The 15,669-nt window shown below is 70.9% G+C and carries 16 protein-coding genes and 8 pseudogenes; 17 read left to right on the plus strand and 7 right to left on the minus strand.

Going from position 1 to position 15,669, the window contains the following annotated elements:
* Positions 1-15 precede the first annotated feature (15 nt).
* Together hisG and G7085_RS35650 are read left to right on the plus strand one after the other, a co-directional pair.
* Positions 16-809, plus strand: a pseudogene (hisG, locus tag G7085_RS19595) (ATP phosphoribosyltransferase).
* A gap of 221 nt (positions 810-1,030) precedes the next feature.
* Positions 1,031-1,207 (plus strand): annotated as a pseudogene (locus G7085_RS35650) (PH domain-containing protein); the annotation flags it as partial.
* A gap of 327 nt (positions 1,208-1,534) precedes the next feature.
* Here the strand turns inward: G7085_RS35650 and G7085_RS27970 are convergent.
* Positions 1,535-1,867 (minus strand): hypothetical protein, encoded by a 333-nt coding sequence (locus G7085_RS27970; RefSeq protein WP_231979734.1) that lies wholly within the window; start codon positions 1,865-1,867, stop codon positions 1,535-1,537.
* Between the two features lie 56 nt (positions 1,868-1,923).
* On the opposite strand from G7085_RS27970, the gene G7085_RS19605 reads away from it, so the two are divergent.
* The 7 genes and pseudogenes from G7085_RS19605 to pheT all read left to right on the plus strand — a co-directional run bounded on the left by G7085_RS19605 (position 1,924) and on the right by pheT (position 8,431).
* A complete protein-coding gene (locus tag G7085_RS19605; protein ID WP_231979735.1) occupies positions 1,924-2,532 on the plus strand; it encodes an SseB family protein in 609 nt (202 codons plus the stop codon).
* Positions 2,533-2,656: 124 nt separating this feature from the next.
* Positions 2,657-3,346: a translation initiation factor IF-3 gene (infC, locus tag G7085_RS19610; protein ID WP_197512984.1), complete on the plus strand. Its 690-nt coding sequence runs from the start codon at positions 2,657-2,659 to the stop codon at positions 3,344-3,346.
* A gap of 35 nt (positions 3,347-3,381) precedes the next feature.
* The gene (gene rpmI / locus G7085_RS19615) at positions 3,382-3,588 is read left to right on the plus strand and encodes a 50S ribosomal protein L35 (RefSeq protein WP_197512165.1); all 207 of its coding nucleotides are present in this window, start codon (positions 3,382-3,384) and stop codon (positions 3,586-3,588) included.
* 62 nt (positions 3,589-3,650) lie between these two features.
* Complete coding sequence (gene rplT / locus G7085_RS19620) at positions 3,651-4,019, plus strand: 50S ribosomal protein L20 (RefSeq protein WP_197512166.1); 369 nt, start codon at positions 3,651-3,653, stop codon at positions 4,017-4,019.
* Between the two features lie 11 nt (positions 4,020-4,030).
* A pseudogene (locus G7085_RS35655) lies at positions 4,031-4,829 on the plus strand (TrmH family RNA methyltransferase).
* Between the two features lie 14 nt (positions 4,830-4,843).
* Positions 4,844-5,948, plus strand: a pseudogene (pheS, locus tag G7085_RS19635) (phenylalanine--tRNA ligase subunit alpha).
* A pseudogene (gene pheT / locus G7085_RS33340) lies at positions 5,945-8,431 on the plus strand (phenylalanine--tRNA ligase subunit beta). Before pheS ends, pheT begins: the two co-directional pseudogenes overlap by 4 nt.
* A gap of 64 nt (positions 8,432-8,495) precedes the next feature.
* Here pheT and G7085_RS35660 read toward each other — a convergent pair.
* The 3 genes from G7085_RS35660 to G7085_RS19650 form a co-directional block, all read right to left on the minus strand.
* Complete coding sequence (locus G7085_RS35660) at positions 8,496-8,585, minus strand: DUF6576 domain-containing protein (protein WP_408647231.1); 90 nt, start codon at positions 8,583-8,585, stop codon at positions 8,496-8,498.
* The gene (locus G7085_RS19645; protein WP_197512167.1) at positions 8,546-8,983 is read right to left on the minus strand and encodes a hypothetical protein; all 438 of its coding nucleotides are present in this window, start codon (positions 8,981-8,983) and stop codon (positions 8,546-8,548) included. Before G7085_RS19645 ends, G7085_RS35660 begins: the two co-directional genes overlap by 40 nt.
* Positions 8,984-9,067: 84 nt before the next feature.
* Positions 9,068-9,292, minus strand: a complete 225-nt coding sequence (locus tag G7085_RS19650; protein ID WP_197512168.1) for a hypothetical protein — start codon at positions 9,290-9,292, stop codon at positions 9,068-9,070.
* Between the two features lie 662 nt (positions 9,293-9,954).
* Between G7085_RS19650 and G7085_RS33345 the strand changes: the two are divergent.
* Positions 9,955-10,209: pseudogene (locus G7085_RS33345) on the plus strand (carbohydrate kinase family protein); the annotation flags it as partial.
* Between the two features lie 84 nt (positions 10,210-10,293).
* Positions 10,294-10,833, plus strand: a pseudogene (locus G7085_RS33350) (cysteine hydrolase family protein); the annotation flags it as partial.
* Between the two features lie 259 nt (positions 10,834-11,092).
* Here the strand turns inward: G7085_RS33350 and G7085_RS33355 are convergent.
* The gene (locus tag G7085_RS33355; protein WP_331715815.1) at positions 11,093-11,563 is read right to left on the minus strand and encodes a hypothetical protein; all 471 of its coding nucleotides are present in this window, start codon (positions 11,561-11,563) and stop codon (positions 11,093-11,095) included.
* Positions 11,564-11,743: 180 nt separating this feature from the next.
* Positions 11,744-11,872: a hypothetical protein gene (locus G7085_RS31215; RefSeq protein ID WP_269451919.1), complete on the minus strand. Its 129-nt coding sequence runs from the start codon at positions 11,870-11,872 to the stop codon at positions 11,744-11,746.
* Here G7085_RS31215 and G7085_RS35665 point away from each other — a divergent pair.
* The 5 genes from G7085_RS35665 (at position 11,828) to G7085_RS19675 (ending at position 13,269) form a co-directional block, all read left to right on the plus strand.
* The gene (locus G7085_RS35665) at positions 11,828-12,298 is read left to right on the plus strand and encodes a hypothetical protein (protein WP_408647232.1); all 471 of its coding nucleotides are present in this window, start codon (positions 11,828-11,830) and stop codon (positions 12,296-12,298) included. The two genes, G7085_RS31215 and G7085_RS35665, sit on opposite strands and share 45 nt — an antisense overlap.
* The gene (locus G7085_RS35670) at positions 12,273-12,518 is read left to right on the plus strand and encodes a hypothetical protein (protein ID WP_197512171.1); all 246 of its coding nucleotides are present in this window, start codon (positions 12,273-12,275) and stop codon (positions 12,516-12,518) included. The genes G7085_RS35665 and G7085_RS35670 overlap by 26 nt, the downstream gene beginning before the upstream one ends.
* Before the next feature lie 44 nt (positions 12,519-12,562).
* On the plus strand, positions 12,563-12,694 hold the full coding sequence (locus G7085_RS31220) for a hypothetical protein (RefSeq protein ID WP_269451920.1): 132 nt from the start codon (positions 12,563-12,565) through the stop codon (positions 12,692-12,694).
* Positions 12,681-12,905, plus strand: a complete 225-nt coding sequence (locus G7085_RS19670) for a TetR family transcriptional regulator (protein WP_197512172.1) — start codon at positions 12,681-12,683, stop codon at positions 12,903-12,905. The genes G7085_RS31220 and G7085_RS19670 overlap by 14 nt, the downstream gene beginning before the upstream one ends.
* 118 nt (positions 12,906-13,023) lie before the next feature.
* Positions 13,024-13,269 carry a hypothetical protein gene (locus tag G7085_RS19675; RefSeq protein ID WP_197512173.1) on the plus strand — a complete coding sequence of 82 codons (246 nt, stop codon included), beginning with the start codon at positions 13,024-13,026 and terminating at the stop codon, positions 13,267-13,269.
* 367 nt (positions 13,270-13,636) lie between these two features.
* On the opposite strand, the gene G7085_RS19680 is transcribed toward G7085_RS19675, so the two are convergent.
* Complete coding sequence (locus G7085_RS19680) at positions 13,637-14,548, minus strand: hypothetical protein (protein WP_197512174.1); 912 nt, start codon at positions 14,546-14,548, stop codon at positions 13,637-13,639.
* Between the two features lie 111 nt (positions 14,549-14,659).
* Between G7085_RS19680 and argC the strand changes: the two are divergent.
* Positions 14,660-15,540, plus strand: a pseudogene (argC, locus tag G7085_RS19685) (N-acetyl-gamma-glutamyl-phosphate reductase); the annotation flags it as partial.
* Between the last annotated feature and the right edge of the window lie 129 nt (positions 15,541-15,669).

Below are 15,669 nucleotides of genomic sequence, written 5' to 3' on the forward strand. Positions count from 1 at the left end.
GAGCCCGCCGCCGCCATGCTGCGCGCCGCGGGCTACCGGCAACGCACCGACGCCAAGGACCTGACGCTGATCGACAGCGACCACAGCGTCGAGTTCTACTACCTGCGCCCCCGCGACATCGCCGTCTACATCGGCCGCGGCCACCTCGACCTCGGCATCACCGGCCGCGACATGCTGCTCGACTCCGGTGCCGACGCCACCGAGATCATGCAACTCGGCTTCGGTGGCTCCAGGTTCCGCTTCGCCGCCCGCGGCGGTTCGGACATGAGCGTCGACGACCTCGCAGGTCGCCGCATCGCCACGTCGTACCCGGGGCTCCTCAAGGCCTACCTCGACGAGCAGGGCATCGAGGCCGAGCTTGTCAAGCTCGACGGCGCCGTCGAATCGGCCATCCGGCTCGGCGTGGCCGACGTCGTGGCCGACGTCGTCGACACCGGCACCACCCTGCGCCGGGCGGGCCTCGAGCTGTTCGGTGACTCGATCTGCACCTCCGAGTCGGTGCTCATCCAGCGCAACGGCGGTGACGAACTCCCGCCGCAGGCCGAGGCCCTCCGCACCCGTCTCACCTCGGTGCTCGTGGCTCAGAACTACCTGATGATGGACTACAACGTCGAGCGCGCCCACCTGGACGCCGTGACCGCGCTGGCCCCGGGGTCAACGGCCCGACCGTCTCCAACCTGGCCAAGGACGGCTGGTGCGCCGTCCGGGTGCTGGTGCCCCGCGACGGTGCCCACCTGCTCATGGACCAGCTCTACGCGGAGGGCGCCCGCGGCATCCTGCTCACCGAACTTGCGGCGTGCCGGCTGTGACCGACGACATCCACGACGACGCCACCCCTGCCGGCACCGCGGTACCGGAGCGGCTCGCCTACACGAGCCCGCCGGCGCTGATGACCGCGGTCGTGCTCTCGATCGTGCTGCTGTCGTTCGCGATGTTCGGCTGGTACGCGCTCGGCAAGGAGATCCGCGACCAGATCACCTGGGTCCAGGCCGGCACCCTGGTGTTCTTCATGCTGTTCATGATCGGCGTGATGCTCTCGGTCGGTTACTCCCGGCTGTGGGCCGATGAGAACGGCGTCACCGTGCGTAACGGACCGGTCCTGCGCCGCTACCCGATCGAGCGGATCGCAGGCGTGCGGCTCCGCAAGGGCGACGCATGGAGCTCGCTGCTGCTGAAGGGCGAGACCGAGCTGAAGCGCACGCCCGTGCTGGCCATCCAGTCGCTCGAGGGTGAGGCGGCGCAGCGCAAGCTGATCGAGCTGCGCCGCTGGCTGGTGGCCAACGGTGCCACGTCCCGTGATGCCGTCGTCGGGCCCGAGGACGAACCCCGGCGGTGGAGACCTACGAGCCCTGAGGGCTCACATAATTCCGCGCTTGCGCAGCAGGGCCTCGATCTCCGCATCCTCGGGATCGAGGCCCTTCTGCGCCGGCCTTCCCTTGGTGGGCTGCGCGGTGGGCGTGGCCGTGGGAGCCGCCGCCGGCTGCTGAGGCTTCCCGCCGGGATCGACGGCTGCGTCCCGGGGTGCGACCCTTCTTCACCTCGGGCTTCCGGGGGCCTCGACCGCGGCAGGTCCCCTGCCTTTCGGAAGGAAGACGCCGATCGTCAGAGCAAGGATGCCACCGACGCCGAGCCCGATGCCCCACGCGGTGAACGTGGTGAATGGGGTGCGCTGGAACCAGTCGATCAGGCTCAGGACGCCATTGATCGTGAGGTCGGTCAATCCGGTGAGGTACAGCCCGACCGGGATGGCCGCCAGCCCGAGGCCCATCACGAGGGCCCGGATGCTGCGGTGCCGCGCGGTGAGGCCTGCCGCGACCGCGAGGATGATGATCGCGAGGGCGACGGTGACGATGAGCGAGACTGGCATGCTTTCCAGTCTGTCACATGGCGGTGGGTGGACCGGGGTCCGATAGTCTCTGGCCCATGGCAGAGCTCCGTTCCCTCGCCCAGCCCAGCTCCCGTTTCGCGGGAGACGACGGCTCGGCCGATCCGCTCACCCGGGAGGCACTCGCCGGGGTGCGCGACCACACGAGCTACATCCGGGCCATCGTCGCCCTCTGCACCAGTCGGCTCCTGATGCCGATCGTCGCCACCGGCGACGAGTCCATGGACGGCCCGGACCCCGACCGGCACGCCGAGATGGCGGCCGTCACGCTCAAGGACGACACCGGCAACTACCTCCTCGCGTTCACGGGTGCCGACTCGATGAGGCAGTGGTCGCCGGAGGCCCGCCCCGTCCTGTGTCTCCTCGACGAGCTGTGCGCCACCGTCGCGGCGGCCGGCGCCGACCAGTTGCTGATCGACGTCGCCGGCCCGGTTCCGTTCGTGATCGCGGGGAGGCGCTGCAGCTGCTCGCCGAGGGTAACCGGCTCGTCGAGTTCGAGGGCGCGGAGTTCGCGTGGGTCAGGTACGCCGAGGCGCCGTGAACCGCTTTTTGGAAGAACGGGCCTCGACCCCCTAGACTGTCGAGAGTTCAATCGGCGGCTCCGGCTGCCCTGCAAGCGGAGTCACCTCCCACCCGAGCGGCCTTGAGGTTGCCGGGTCACCGAACCGGATGCGGCCCGAGGCCGCGCTCTCCGGTGGTGTCGAGGCCTCCGCATGCGCGGGGCCTTTCGTCGTTTGAACGGCACATGACACTCACACGGAGGACACAACCATCAGCACTGAACCGCGGATCAACGATCGCATCCGAGTACCCGAAGTCCGGCTCGTCGGCCCCAACGGCGAGCAGGTCGGCATCGTGCGCGTCGAGGACGCCCTGCGTCTGGCGGCGGAGAACGATCTGGATCTTGTCGAAGTTGCGCCGATGGCCCGTCCCCCGGTCGCAAAGCTCATGGACTACGGCAAGTTCAAGTTCGAGGCGGCCCAGAAGGAGCGCGACGCGCGACGTAACCAGTCGAACGTCAGCACCAAGGAAATGAAGCTGCGTCTCAAGATCGACAAGCACGATTACGAGACGAAGAAGGGCCATGTCGTCCGGTTCCTCAAGGCCGGCGACAAGGTGAAGATCACCATCATGTTCCGCGGTCGCGAGCAGTCCCGCCCCGAGTTGGGCATGGAACTGCTGCGTCGGCTCGCCGCCGACGTCGCCGAGTTCGGCTTCGTCGAGTCCTCTCCCAAGCAGGACGGGCGCAACATGCTGATGGTGCTCGGCCCGACCAAGAAGAAGACAGAGGCCCGTGCCGACCAGGAGGCCGATCGCGATCGCCGCATGGCCGAGCGCAGGACCAACGCCGAGGCGGAGCGGGCGGCCGAGGCCGAGTTGCGCGCCGCGGCGGCCGCGGAAACCGCAGCCAAGAAGAGGCGCGGTCCTGCAGACAACATGGACCCAGACATCGATCTCTGACGAGATCGGGCATACAGAAGAAAGCGAGCCAAACAATGCCGAAGATGAAGTCGCACTCCGGCGCGAAGAAGCGGTTCAAGACCACCGGTACGGGCAAGCTCGTGCGTCGTCAGGCCAACCTCGGCCACCTCAACGAGCACAAGTCGTCACGTCGCATCCGCAGCCTGCAGAGCTCCGAGGTTGTGGCCCCCGCCGATGCCAAGAAGATGCGCAAGCTCCTTGGCAAGCACAAGGGCCGCTGAGCCTACCCCGTCCCCCTGATCAACCCCGTCGGCAACCGTCGGCACACCCCAAGGAGTAACCCATGGCACGCGTGAAGCGTTCTGTGAATGCGAAGAAGAAGCGTCGCGAAGTTCTCGAGCTGGCTTCCGGCTACCGCGGCCAGCGGTCCCGCCTGTACCGCAAGGCCAAGGAGCAGATGCTCCACTCGGCCACCTACAGCTACCGTGACCGTCGCGCCAAGAAGGCCGACTTCCGCGGCCTGTGGATCCAGCGCATCAACGCGGCCGCCCGCGCCGAGGGCATGACCTACAACCGCTTCATCAGCGGTCTGAAGAACGCGGGCGTCGAGGTGGACCGCAAGATCCTCGCCGAGCTCGCCGTCAACGACGTTGCCACCTTCAACGCCCTGGTCGCCGTCGCCAAGGACAACCAGCCCGCCGTTGCCGCCTGAAGGGCGCGACTGTGACTGACGAACCGAACGCCGCCCTTGGCCTCTCCGCCTCGGTGCTGCGTTCGGTTCGTCGTTTGACGCAGCGCAGGGGCAGGGATGTCACCGGCAAGTTCCTCGCCGAGGGCCGTCAGGCCGTCCGGGAGGCACTCGCCACCGACAGCCTCGTCGAGGAGCTGATCGTCCTCGATCCCGCCCGGCACGCCGACCTGCTCGACGACGTCGACGTGCCCGTCTGGCAGGCCTCCGAGCACCAGATGCGGCAGCTGAGCGACACCGTGACCCCGCAGGGGATCATCGCGGTGTGCCGCCAGCTCCGCTACGACTGGGACGCGCTCGACGGTGCCCGCCTCGTGGTGATCTGCGCCCAGGTGCGCGACCCCGGCAATGCGGGCACCGTGATCCGCTGCGCCGACGCCTTCGGCGCCGACGCCGTGATCCTCACGGCAGGCAGCGTCGAGATCTACAACCCCAAGACGGTGCGCTCCACCGTCGGGAGCCTGTTCCACATGCCCATCCTCACCGGGATCCCGCTCACCGAGGCGGTCGACCGGGTCAAGGCCATGGGCATGACGGTGCTGGCCGCCGACGGCGATGGGGCCCCCTCGACCTGCTCGCGGCGGACGGCGGCCTCGGAGGCCCGTCGCCTGGATCATGGGCAACGAGGCATGGGGTCTGCCCGACGAGGACGCCGAACTGGCGGACAAGGTCGTGGCCGTCCCGATGTGGGGCAAGGCGGAGAGCCTCAATCTCTCCAGCGCCGCGGCGGTGTGCCTGTACGCCACCGCCTCGGCCCAACGACGACACAGGTGAAGAGGGAGGGTCCCATGTCAGGGCCTAACGACAACTTCGATCCCAAGCAGGTCGCGGCGCTCGACGCCGCCCAGATCGACGGATTCGTGACGGAGGCGCTCGCGGCCATCGCCGCCGCGTCGACGACCGCGGAGCTGAAGCAGGCGCGGCTCGAGCACGCGGGGAGACCTCGCAGCTCGCGCTCGCCAACCGTGAGATCGGGGCGCTGCCCCGCACGCCCGCAAGGACGCAGGACAGCGCGTCGGGAAGGCCCGTGGCTCCCTGAACCAGGCCATCGCGGCCCGCCAGGCCGAACTCGCCGAGGCCGAACTGCACGAGGCGCTCATCGCGGAGCGGGTCGACATGACCCTCCCGTCGAGATGGGCCCCCGCGGTGCCCTCCATCCGGTCACCACCCTCATCGACGAGATGATCGACGTGTTCGTCGCCATGGGTTGGGAGGTCGCCGACGGCCCGCAGCTCGAGTCCGAATGGCACAACTTCGACGCCCTGAACCTTGCCCCGACCACCCGGCGCGCGCCCTGCAGGACACCCTGTGGGTCGAACCGCCGTCCGCAGGCAAGCTGCTGCGCACCCAGACCTCCCCGGTCCAGATCCGGGCGATGCTCGAGCACGGCGTCCCGCTCTACGTCATCTCACCAGGAAAGGTGTTCCGCGCCGACGAGTACGACGCGACGCACCTTCCCGTGTTCCACCAGCTCGAGGGCCTCGTCGTGGACAAGGGCATCTCCATGGCCGACCTGCGCGGCACCCTCGACCACCTCGCGCAGGCGATGTTCGGCGACGTGCGCACCCGGATGCGTCCGCACTTCTTCCCGTTCACCGAACCGTCCGCCGAGGTCGACCTGCAGTGCTTCGTGTGCCACGGCGAGTCCGTCGGCAACCCCGACCGCCCCTGCCGCACCTGCCGGTCCGAGGGCTGGATCGAGTGGGGCGGCTGCGGCGTCGTCAACCCGCGGGTGCTGGCCGCCGTCGGCGTCGACCCCGAGGCGTACTCCGGCTTCGCGTTCGGCATGGGCGTCGACCGCACCGTCATGTTCCGTACTGGTGCCCCGACCTCCGCGACTTCGTCGAGGGCGACATCCGCTTCAGCCGTTCGATCCTGGGAGGTGCCCGATGAAGGCCCCGATCTCCTGGCTCCGTGACAACGTCACGCTGCCCTCCGACGTCGACACCGCGCGGCTGGCCGACCAGTTCACCCGCGTCGGCCTGACGGTCGAGCACATCGAGACCACCGGGTCGCCGGTCACCGGCCCGCTCGTGGTCGGCCGCGTGGCGTCGCTGGTGGACGAGCCGCAGAAGAACGGAAAGGTCATCCGCTACTGCCGCGTCGACGTGGGCGCGGAACTGAACGACCCCGCCACCGACGAGGTGCCCGCCAGCCGGGCATCGTCTGCGGCGCGAACAACTTCGACGAGGGCGACCTCGTCGTGGTGGCACTCCCGGCGCGGTGCTGCCCGGTGACTTCGCCATCGCGGCCCGCAAGACCTACGGACACATCTCCGACGGCATGATCTGCGCCGAGGATGAGATCGGGCTGGGCGACGACCACGCCGGCATCATGGTGCTCGCCCCTGGCACCGCCGAGCCGGGCACCGACGCGATCGAGCTGCTGTGGAGCGCCGACGAGGTCCTCGACATCGACGTGACGCCCGACCTCAGCTACTGCCTCTCCATCCGCGGGCTCGCCCGCGAGGCCGCCATCGCCAACGGCGTCTCCTTCGACGACCGGTACCGTGCGAAGCTCCCGGAGGCCACCGATGGCGGCCACCCGGTGCTGCTGGAGTCCGACCGTTGTTCCTCGTTCGTGGCACTGACCATCGAGGGGATCGACCCGACGGCGGCATCGCCGTCGTGGATGGTCGAACGGCTGCGGGCCTCCGGCGTGCGCTCGATCTCGCTTCCGGTCGACGTCACCAACTACGTGATGCTCGAGTCGGGTCAGCCCCTGCACGCCTACGATGCGGCCAGGCTGCAGGGCCCGATCCGGGTCCGTCTCGCGTCGGCCGGTGAGAAGCTGCGCACGCTCGACGGCCAGGACCGCGACCTCGACACGGACGACCTCCTCATCACCGACGACTCGGGCCCGATCGGCCTGGCGGGCGTGATGGGCGGCGAGACCACCGAGGTCGGTGCCGCCACCACGTCCATCGTCCTCGAGGCCGCCGCCTTCAACGCCGCTTCGGTCTCCCGCACCTTCCGCAGGCACAGCCTCCCGTCCGAGGCGTCCAAGCGCTTCGAGCGGGGCGTCGACCCGCAGGTCGCCTACGCCGCGGCCCGCCGGGCGGCCAAGCTGCTCACCGCCGCGGGCGGTGGCCTCGTGACCGCCGAGACGATCGTCGGCGCGGCCCCGCGCCGCACAACGTCAAGCTCCGCTCCGGCCTCGTCTCCTCCGTCCTCGGCACCCGGGTCGAACAGGAGGAGATCGTGCGGCTGCTCAGCGCCGCGTCGATCCCCGTCACGGTGCTCGGCGACTCGCTGACCGTCACCGCGCCGAGTTGGCGAGGCGACCTCGTCGACCCGTACGACGTCGTCGAGGAGATCGGCCGCCACATCGGCTACGACCGGATCGGGCTCAGTCTCCCGGTGCCCGCGGAGACCAGGGGTCTCGACCCCGGATCCGTGACCGTCGCGCCGTGCTGCGCGCCGTCGCCGCGCTCGGCTTCACCGAGGTGCTGACCCTCCCGTTCGCCTCCCCGAGGAGATCGAGCGACTTGGGGTCGCGACCGGGGATCCCAGAGGTGGCCTCGTCAGGCTGGCGAACCCGCTCTCCGAGACGCACGGGTCGCTCCGCACCACCCTGCTCCCCGGCATCTTCGGGGCAGTCGCCCGCAACACCTCGCGCAGCCTCACCGACCTCGCCCTCTTCGAGCAGGGTCGGGTGTTCTTCGATGCCGGGGCCACCGTCGCGCCGAGGCCGGGCGTCGCCGGCCGTCCCACGGACGAGGAACTGCGGGCCATCGAGGATGCGCTGCCCGCACAGCCGCAGACCATCGCCGCGGTCGTCACCGGAAACTGGCGTCCCGCCGGCTGGTGGGGCCCCGCCGTCCCGGCCGACTGGACCCATGTGGTCGCGTTCGCGGAGCGGGCCGCCGAGGCCGTCGGTGTCACGCTGGAGCGCCGGGGGGCCACCACGGCACCGTGGCACCCTGGTCGGTGCGCGGAGCTCAGCGTCGCGGGCACCGTCATCGGTCACGCCGGTGAACTGCACCCGTCCGTGGTGGCCGCCTACCGGCTTCCCGAACACGCCTGCGCCGTCGAGCTGAACCTCGACCTGCTGCTCGACCTCGCGAAGAGCGGCGGCACGATCGGCACCCTGTCCGGCTTCCCGCTTGCCAAGGAGGACGTCGCGCTGATCGTCGACGGGTCGGTGGCCGCGGCCGATGTGCGGGCCGCGCTCGCCGAGGGGCGGGCGACCTGCTCGAGTCGGTGTCGCTCTTCGACGTCTACACCGGCGACCAGGTGGGGGAGGGACGCAAGTCGCTCGCGTTCGCGCTGCGCTTCCGCGCCGACCGGACGCTCACCGACGCCGAGGCCGCGGAGGCCCGCCAGAAGGCCGTCGCCGTCGCCGTCGAGCGCTTCGGCGCCGTGCAGCGCGCCTGACCCGGCACGAACGGGAACCGCCCCTCGCCCGATCGGGCGAGGGGCGGTTCCCGTTCGCGGCGGTTCAGCGGCGGCGCTGGCGCAGCTTCTCGAGTTCGGCGCGCTCCGATTTCGTCAGCGAATGGATCCCGGAGGCGTTGATCTTGTCCAGCAGTTCGTCGATGCGCTCCTCATCGGAGCGGTGCCGCTGCGCCTGACGGTGCTGGGTGCGCGTGGGCTGCTGACGGGGCTGCCGTGCGGCGCCCCGCACCCGGAGCGCCGACCTCCCGGCAGCCACTGGTACTGCGAGAGCAGGCCGACCCGCCGCGCCGCGATGGCGACGAGCGCGAGCGAGAGGATCAGGCCCAGCAGGGCACCCCACTCGCGGAAGGCGAGCATCGGCAGCACCTGCAGGGCGAGGATGACCAGCCCGAACACCCAGGCCGGGATGTTGAAGAAGAAGCGGCGGGTGGGCCACTCCGCGATCCAGATCAGCAGCAGGCTGAATTCGACCATGCGCAGGCCCGCGAGCCCGGTGCCGGAGACCAGCAGCCCGACAAGCGTGGTGGTCAACGTCAGCGCCGCCAGATGCCGACGAACAGGTAGATCATCGGGCCCGCCCGATGCGCGCCTCGAGGTCGCGGCCGAACAGCCAGATCAGCGCCAGGTCGACGATGCCCACAGACTGATGCCCTCGGCCAACGGCCAGGTGAACAGCCGCCACACCTCTCCACCGAGCACCTCGGGTGGCGTCAGCCACAGATATGTGGGGATCGAGGGCGCGAAGACCCACGCCAGCATGCCGACGGCGCCGATGAGCACCACCGCCACCGTCGTGGTGACATGGACGCGTCCGAGCCGGAACCAGGGGTCGTAACTCACACTCACCCCCTAGCCTGCCAGATCCCCAAAGGGGTCAGCCAGATCCATGCCCTAGGCTCGGCGCATGCCACGCGTCATCCACACAGGTCAGGCACTCGTCGACGCCACCGCCCAGGTCCCGGGGCTGCCCGCGCGGGGGCAGAACGTGATGGCGGAAGCCTGGGGCCAGGCCGCGGGCGGGGCCGTCAACATCCTCGCCGCGGCCGCCCGCTCGGGGCCGACTGCGTCCACGCCGGGGCCGTGGGGACCGGCCCGAACGGTGACCTCATCCGCGAGGTCCTCGCCGGGAGGGCGTGACCTGTGCCGCCGATCCGGTGGAGGACCGCGACACGGCGCTGTGCGTCGTGCTGGTCGAACCCAACGGCGAGCGGACCTTCGTCACGATGCAGGGCGCCGAGCGTGAGCTCACCGTCGCGACCCTCGCCAGCTCGCACCCCGAACCGGGAGACCTGGTCTGCGTGACCGGCTACACGCTGGCCGTCGGGTCGACGAGGGTCCCGCTGGAGGCCTGGCTCTCCGCCCTGCCGAGGGTGTCCTCGTGGTGCTCGACCCGGAGCAGCCTTCGCCGACCTGCCCGGAGGGGTCCGCGACCGGATGCTGGAGCGCACCGATGTGTGGACATCGAACCAGGAGGAGGCCGAGGCCCTGGCAGGGGTCCCACCATGGTCGGGGCGGCTGCGGCGGTCGCCGCGCGGCTGCGGCCGGGCGCCGTCGCCATCGTCCGGGACGGTCCCGCAGGCTGCGCGGTCCACGTCGACGGCACCACCACCGAGGTGCCGGGATTCCCGCAGACGCCCGTCGACACCAACGGTGCCGGCGATGCCCACACCGGCGTGCTGGTCGCCGAGATCGCGGCCGGCTCCGATTGGGTGATGGCATGCCGACGCGCCAACATCGCAGGCGCCATCAAGGTGACGAGGAGGGCCCGGCGACGGCCCCACCCGCCGCGAGATCGACGCGTTCACACCCGGGGCCTGACCCCGCCCTGCCAGACTGTCGTCATGGACGACAACGCGTGGCTCGTGGTGATCGACGGGCAGCGGATCTTCGCGGATCCGCAGAGTGACTGGGGCTCACCCATGTGGCCCGGCGTGATGGGGACCGTCGCGACGCTGCTGCCGCACTTCGCGGGCAGGACGATCCTCACCCGCTGGATCCCGCCGACGGCGGCGGAGCGGGTCGGGTCATGGCGCGACTACATGGAGGCCTGGCCGTTCGCCGACCGGCCGCGCGACGACGCCTACTTCGCGCTCGTCGACGACCTGGCGGGCGTCGACGCACACGTGATCGACGCGCCGACCTTCGGGAAGTGGGACGCGATCCGGCCGCTGGTCGGCGAGGCGCCGAGCCTCGTGGTCGCCGGCGTGTCGACCGACTGCTGTGTGGTCTCGACGGTGCTGCCCGCGGCCGACGCGGGGGCGAGGGTGACGGTGGTGACCGATGCCTGCGCGGGCTCCACCCTCGACAACCATGCGGCCGCCCTCACCGTGATGGGCCTCTACCCGCCGCAGGTGCGGCTCACCGACGCCGCAGGGGTGCTGGGGGAAGCTGAGTGCCGGACCGCGGAACGCCTCTCGGCGCGTGGCCGCTCTGGGCGGCAAATAGTGGAGCCCGGGTTACCGCGGTCCGACACTGGTGAGTTTAGCCGGTCGGGTCAATGGAGTTCGCCTTCGCGCCAGAGGCGCGCCGCGGTGGTCAGTTCGACGGTGAGGCCCTGGTACCCCTCGAGCCGCCTCCGCTCCGCGGCGAGCCGGGCGTCGTCGCCGCCGCTGGTGATGAGTTCCCGCGACCCTTCGGCCATCACCCTCGCGAAGGCCGCCGCGCGCTCGAGCGCAACGGCGAAGTCACCCGTGAAGGCGCCGCGCAGGATCTCGGTGGCGAGCTCCACGACCCGTCGGGGGTGGGCGCGGCCGGTGAGCCCGCGATGGCCTGGCCGACCGTATCGACCTCGATGCCTCGGGTGAAGCGGTAGGCGGCCGCCGACGGCGACTCGCGGACGGCGTGCCGCAGCAGGTACAGGCGCCACAGGGTACCGGGCAGGGTGTCCGGCCGTGAGGCGGCCCACATCTCGGCGAGATCCTCGATGCCCTCGCCGTCGGCGAACGCGATGACCCGCTCGACGACACCGGGGTCGGGAGCCTTGCGAACCCGGTGCAGCAGCGCGGCCGCCGTGTCGTGGGCGAGCCCGCTCAGCTCGGCGGGATCACCCGAACCCGCCATGAGTTCGATGATGTCACCGGGGCGTTTGACCGGCCTGTGGAAGTCGCTCACGGCTCCGATCCTACGTGCTTCGGCCAGCCGGCCGGCCGACGTTAGGCTGGCCTGGTGAAGATCTCGCGCGAGCGGCCCGCCGACGCACCCGGAGGGCCGGGCTATGACCTGTATGAGCTCGACGCCGCGCTCTGGGACGGGGTCCTGATGGAGCTCTTCGGGAATACGGACCTCGGGCAGTCACCGCTGCGTCGATGGGCCGAGAGCAGGGATGATCGGGTCACCCGGCAGGAGCTCGTCGTGGTACGCGACGCAGGGGTTCCGGTGGGGCTGGCCGTCCTCGAGCTGCCGCAGCTCGACAACCGCCACGTCGCCTTCGTCTCGATCGCCGTGCGCCCCGAACACCGTCGCAGGGGATCGGGGCGATGCTCTTCGAGGAGGCCAGGAAGGTGGCCGCCGGCCAGCAACGGTGCGACCTCCAGTGCTGGACCTGGGACCGGCTCGTCGAGCCGGGGCCCCACACCATCGGTGCCGCCGAGGGCGACGGCGTCGTGGACGCGTCCGCGCCGGGGCCGCCTTCCTGCGCGCCCAGGGGTTCAGGCTCGCCCAGGTCGATGTCATGTCCGGCCTCACGTTGGCGCCGCAGCCCGAACTCGAAGCGGCCGCCGGACGCGCCAGGGTGGAGTCCCCGTCGGGCTACCGGCTCATCCAGTGGAGGGGCGACACTCCCGAGCGGTGGATCGAGGACGCCGTACGACTCCAGGTCGCCATGAGCACCGACATCCCCACCGGTGAGGCCGATCTGCGGCCCGAGGTCGTCGACGCCGACCGCATCCGTTCCGGGGATCGGACCCGTCGTCAGGGAGGGCTCGACGAGCTGGTCACCGCCATCGAACACACGGGCCGGCTGGTCGGCTTCTCGCGGGTCGTCCACGACCCGACGCGCCCGAGGTCGCAGACCAGTGGGACACCCTCGTGCTGCGCGCCCACCGTGGCAACGGGCTCGGTTGGTTGATGAAGACGGCGAGTCACGCGGCGATGCGGAGCACGTGGCCACAGGTGCAGAGGCTCGTCACGGGCAACGCGTCGGAGAACGTCTGGATGCTCGCCATCAACCGTCGCCTCGGCTACCGGCCCATCGCCGCCTCCGGTTGGTACACCCGTAGGGAGCCGGACCTTGGCGCTGAGTAAGGGGGCGATCATCGGGGCGGGCCTCAGCATCCTCGACGCCTACGGGCTCGGCGACCTCAGCATGCGGCGGGTCGCGGAGACCCTCGGGGTGCAGGCAGGCGCGCTGTACTACCACGTGCCCAACAAGCAGTCGCTACTCGCGGCCCTCTCGGACGAGATCGTGCGGGCCGCGCTGCCCCGGCCGACGGGGTGCCGTGCGACGAATGGCTGACCATGTGGGCCGTCAACCTCCGCGCGGCGCTGCTCGGGAGGCGCGACGGTGCCGAACTGGTCGCGGCCTCGCTGGCCATGGGGTTGGGGAGGAGCAGCCAGTCGACCGGGCGGCGGACATGCTCGCGGCGGCGGGCGCAGAGGAACCGGAGGCCACCGCCGCCACCCTCCTGCACTTCGTGCTCGGCCACGCCGTCGAGGAGCAGACCCGCTTCCAGTTGAGTGAGCTGGGGGTCGTGACGGGCTTCGATCCGGCCCTGGCCGAGCACCGTTTCGCCTGGGGGTGCGACTCATCGTGCGGGGGCCGGGCCCGTGGGCGGCGCCATGTCCGACGACGCTCCGGTGGGCTAGGCTGGGCGCCATGAATCGGCAGTGTCGTCGGTTGGTCGCAATCGTGGCGACCGCGTTGCTCGCGGTCGGGGCGGTCGGCTGTGGAGCCAGAACGGTGAGTCCCTCGAGTTACGTCGGGGAACCCGACTCCGCCCATCTCACCTTGTCCGTGCAGAGTGAGGGGACGAGCGCATCGTCGTGGCCCGGGTGGCCGAGCAGGACGATGAGAAGGTCGTCATCGAGGTCAAGGTGGAGCCGGCCGACCAGGGACAGGGTGAGGCCGGCGCGTCGATGAAGGCCGCGGACGACGTGCTCGAGGCGGAGGTGCTGCTGGCAAGCCCGCTCGGTGGCCGTCAGGTCGTCGACACGATGGGGCGCGCGGTCCCCAGAGCTGAGGCCCGGTCACGCTCCCTCGGGGTCCCGCTCCCGCGAGCGGCTCAGGAGCGCGGTGGTGACGAGGCCGACGGCCCCGACCGCGATGCAGATCCCGAAGAGCCGGAGATCGGCGGACATCCAGGCCGCCAGGGAGTCCGCCACCGACGCGGTGGCGCGTCCGGTGAGGGCCGCCCGCAGGGAGTCACCTGAGGCGACATCGACGCTGCCCAGCGCGATCCGGGCCGCGAATGTCGCGGCGAGGCCGGCCACGGCGGCGATCAGCCAGGCGATCCACCGACCCGACCGGGTGCCGATCACGAGCCCGAGCGCCGCGAGCACCGCGGCGGCCACGTATCCCCACACCCAGTGCCGCGCGAGACCGAGCGCCTCCGATGCCATCGTGGCGACCCCGGCGTCGATCCGCCCCAGAGCGACCCGCACGTCGCCCTCCACGAGGGACCCGGGCGCGAACGTCCACAACCGGGTGTCGGTCAGCGAACCGATCCGTTCGCGTCCGAGGTCGGCGAAGGGCGTCAGGTCGAGCCAGATGGTCGGTGTCTCGGACGGGTCCTCGCGGTAGGCGTCGAGTTCGGCCACGAGGCCGTCGCGGGTCAGCCCGATGGTCTCCTCCCAGGCCTCGCTGACTCCCTCGCCCTCCATCACCTGGCCGACGGCGCGGGTCAGTGCCTGCTCGATGCGGGCCCGGAGCCCGGGAACGCGGTCGGCGGAGGCAGGGATCCGCTCCCGGATGGTGCGGTCGAGCTCGCCGGCCAGCGCGTCCAGCACGACCGGATCGTCGATCAGCGGTGCCACGACCTCCTCGACGTGGCCTGGGGTGCGGGCCATGTTGTCGGCCCAGTGTGCCGTCGAGCCGAGGAGGGCGAAGGCGCCCGCGGCGGTGAGCAGCAGCAGCGCTGCGAGGGAGCGGACGATGCCCATGGCTGGCCTCCAGAAGGTCGCTGCAAGCCTAGCGGCGGGGCGGCCGGGGCGGTGGTGGGATACCTCCGGAAGACGTTGAATATTTATTGTCCTTGTGGAATGATTCCGATCATGACGTACAAGGTCGCGGTGGCGGGGTGCACGGGATACGCGGGTGGCGAGGTCCTCCGCCTCCTCCTGCAGCACCCGGAGGTTGAGATCGGCGCCCTCACGGGCAACTCGAGCGCGGGGGAGCGACTCGGGTCGCTCCAGCCGCACCTCGCACCTCTCGCCGAGCGCGTCGTGGCGCCGACGACCGCGGAGACGCTGGCCGGGCACGACGTGGTCTTCCTCGCGCTGCCGCACGGCACCTCCGCGGAGCTCGCGGCCCAGCTGGGTGACGACGTGCTGATCGTCGACGCCGGCGCCGACTTCCGGCTCACGGACGCCGCGGCCTGGGAGCAGTTCTACGGCTCGCCGCACGCGGGAACGTGGCCGTACGGCCTCCCGGAACTGCCCGGCGCCCGTGAGGCGCTCGCGGGCACCAGGCGGATCGCCGTGCCCGGCTGCTACCCGACGGCCGGCACACTGGCGCTGCTGCCCGCCGTCGCGGCCGGTCTGATCGACACCACGCAGATCACCATCGTCGCGGCCAGCGGCACCTCGGGTGCGGGCAAGGCGGCGAAGCCGCACCTGCTCGGCTCAGAGGTGATGGGCAACATGAGCCCCTACGGCGTCGGTGGCGTCCACCGGCACACCCCCGAGATCGTGCAGAACCTGTCCCGCGTCACCGAGGGCGAGGTCACCGTCAGCTTCACCCCGCTGCTGGTGCCCATGCCCGCGGCATCCTCGCCACCTGCTCGGCGCCCATCGTCGGAGACGTGACCACCGCAGCCGCGCGGGAGGCATACGACCGGTTCTACGCCGACGAGCCGTTCGTCACTCTCCTCGCGGAGAACGTCTGGCCGCAGACGGCCGCCGTGGTCGGCTCCAACCGCGTGACTGTGCAGGTCACCGTCGATGCCGCGGCGGGACGGCTCATCGCGATCTCCGCCATCGACAATCTCACCAAGGGCACCGCCGGAGGCGCCGTCCAGTCCATGAACATCGCCCTCGGCCTCCCGGAGGCCACCGGGCTCAGC

The sequence above is a fragment of the Tessaracoccus coleopterorum genome, from assembly GCF_011174705.1.
GTDB classification, from domain to species: Bacteria; Actinomycetota; Actinomycetes; order Propionibacteriales; family Propionibacteriaceae; genus Arachnia; species Arachnia coleopterorum.

Bases quoted from the DNA above. Each gene is read 5' to 3' on its own strand.
- G7085_RS27970 (WP_231979734.1), bottom strand. From the start codon at position 1,867: ATGCCAGTCTCGCTCATCGTCACCGTCGCCCTCGCGATCATCATCCTC.
- rpmI (WP_197512165.1), top strand. From the start codon at position 3,382: ATGCCGAAGATGAAGTCGCACTCCGGCGCGAAGAAGCGGTTCAAGACC.
- G7085_RS19680 (WP_197512174.1), bottom strand. From the start codon at position 14,548: ATGGGCATCGTCCGCTCCCTCGCAGCGCTGCTGCTGCTCACCGCCGCG.
- G7085_RS19675 (WP_197512173.1), top strand. From the start codon at position 13,024: ATGCTCGCGGCGGCGGGCGCAGAGGAACCGGAGGCCACCGCCGCCACC.
- G7085_RS19605 (WP_231979735.1), top strand. From the start codon at position 1,924: ATGGCAGAGCTCCGTTCCCTCGCCCAGCCCAGCTCCCGTTTCGCGGGA.
- rplT (WP_197512166.1), top strand. From the start codon at position 3,651: ATGGCACGCGTGAAGCGTTCTGTGAATGCGAAGAAGAAGCGTCGCGAA.
- G7085_RS35670 (WP_197512171.1), top strand. From the start codon at position 12,273: ATGAGCACCGACATCCCCACCGGTGAGGCCGATCTGCGGCCCGAGGTC.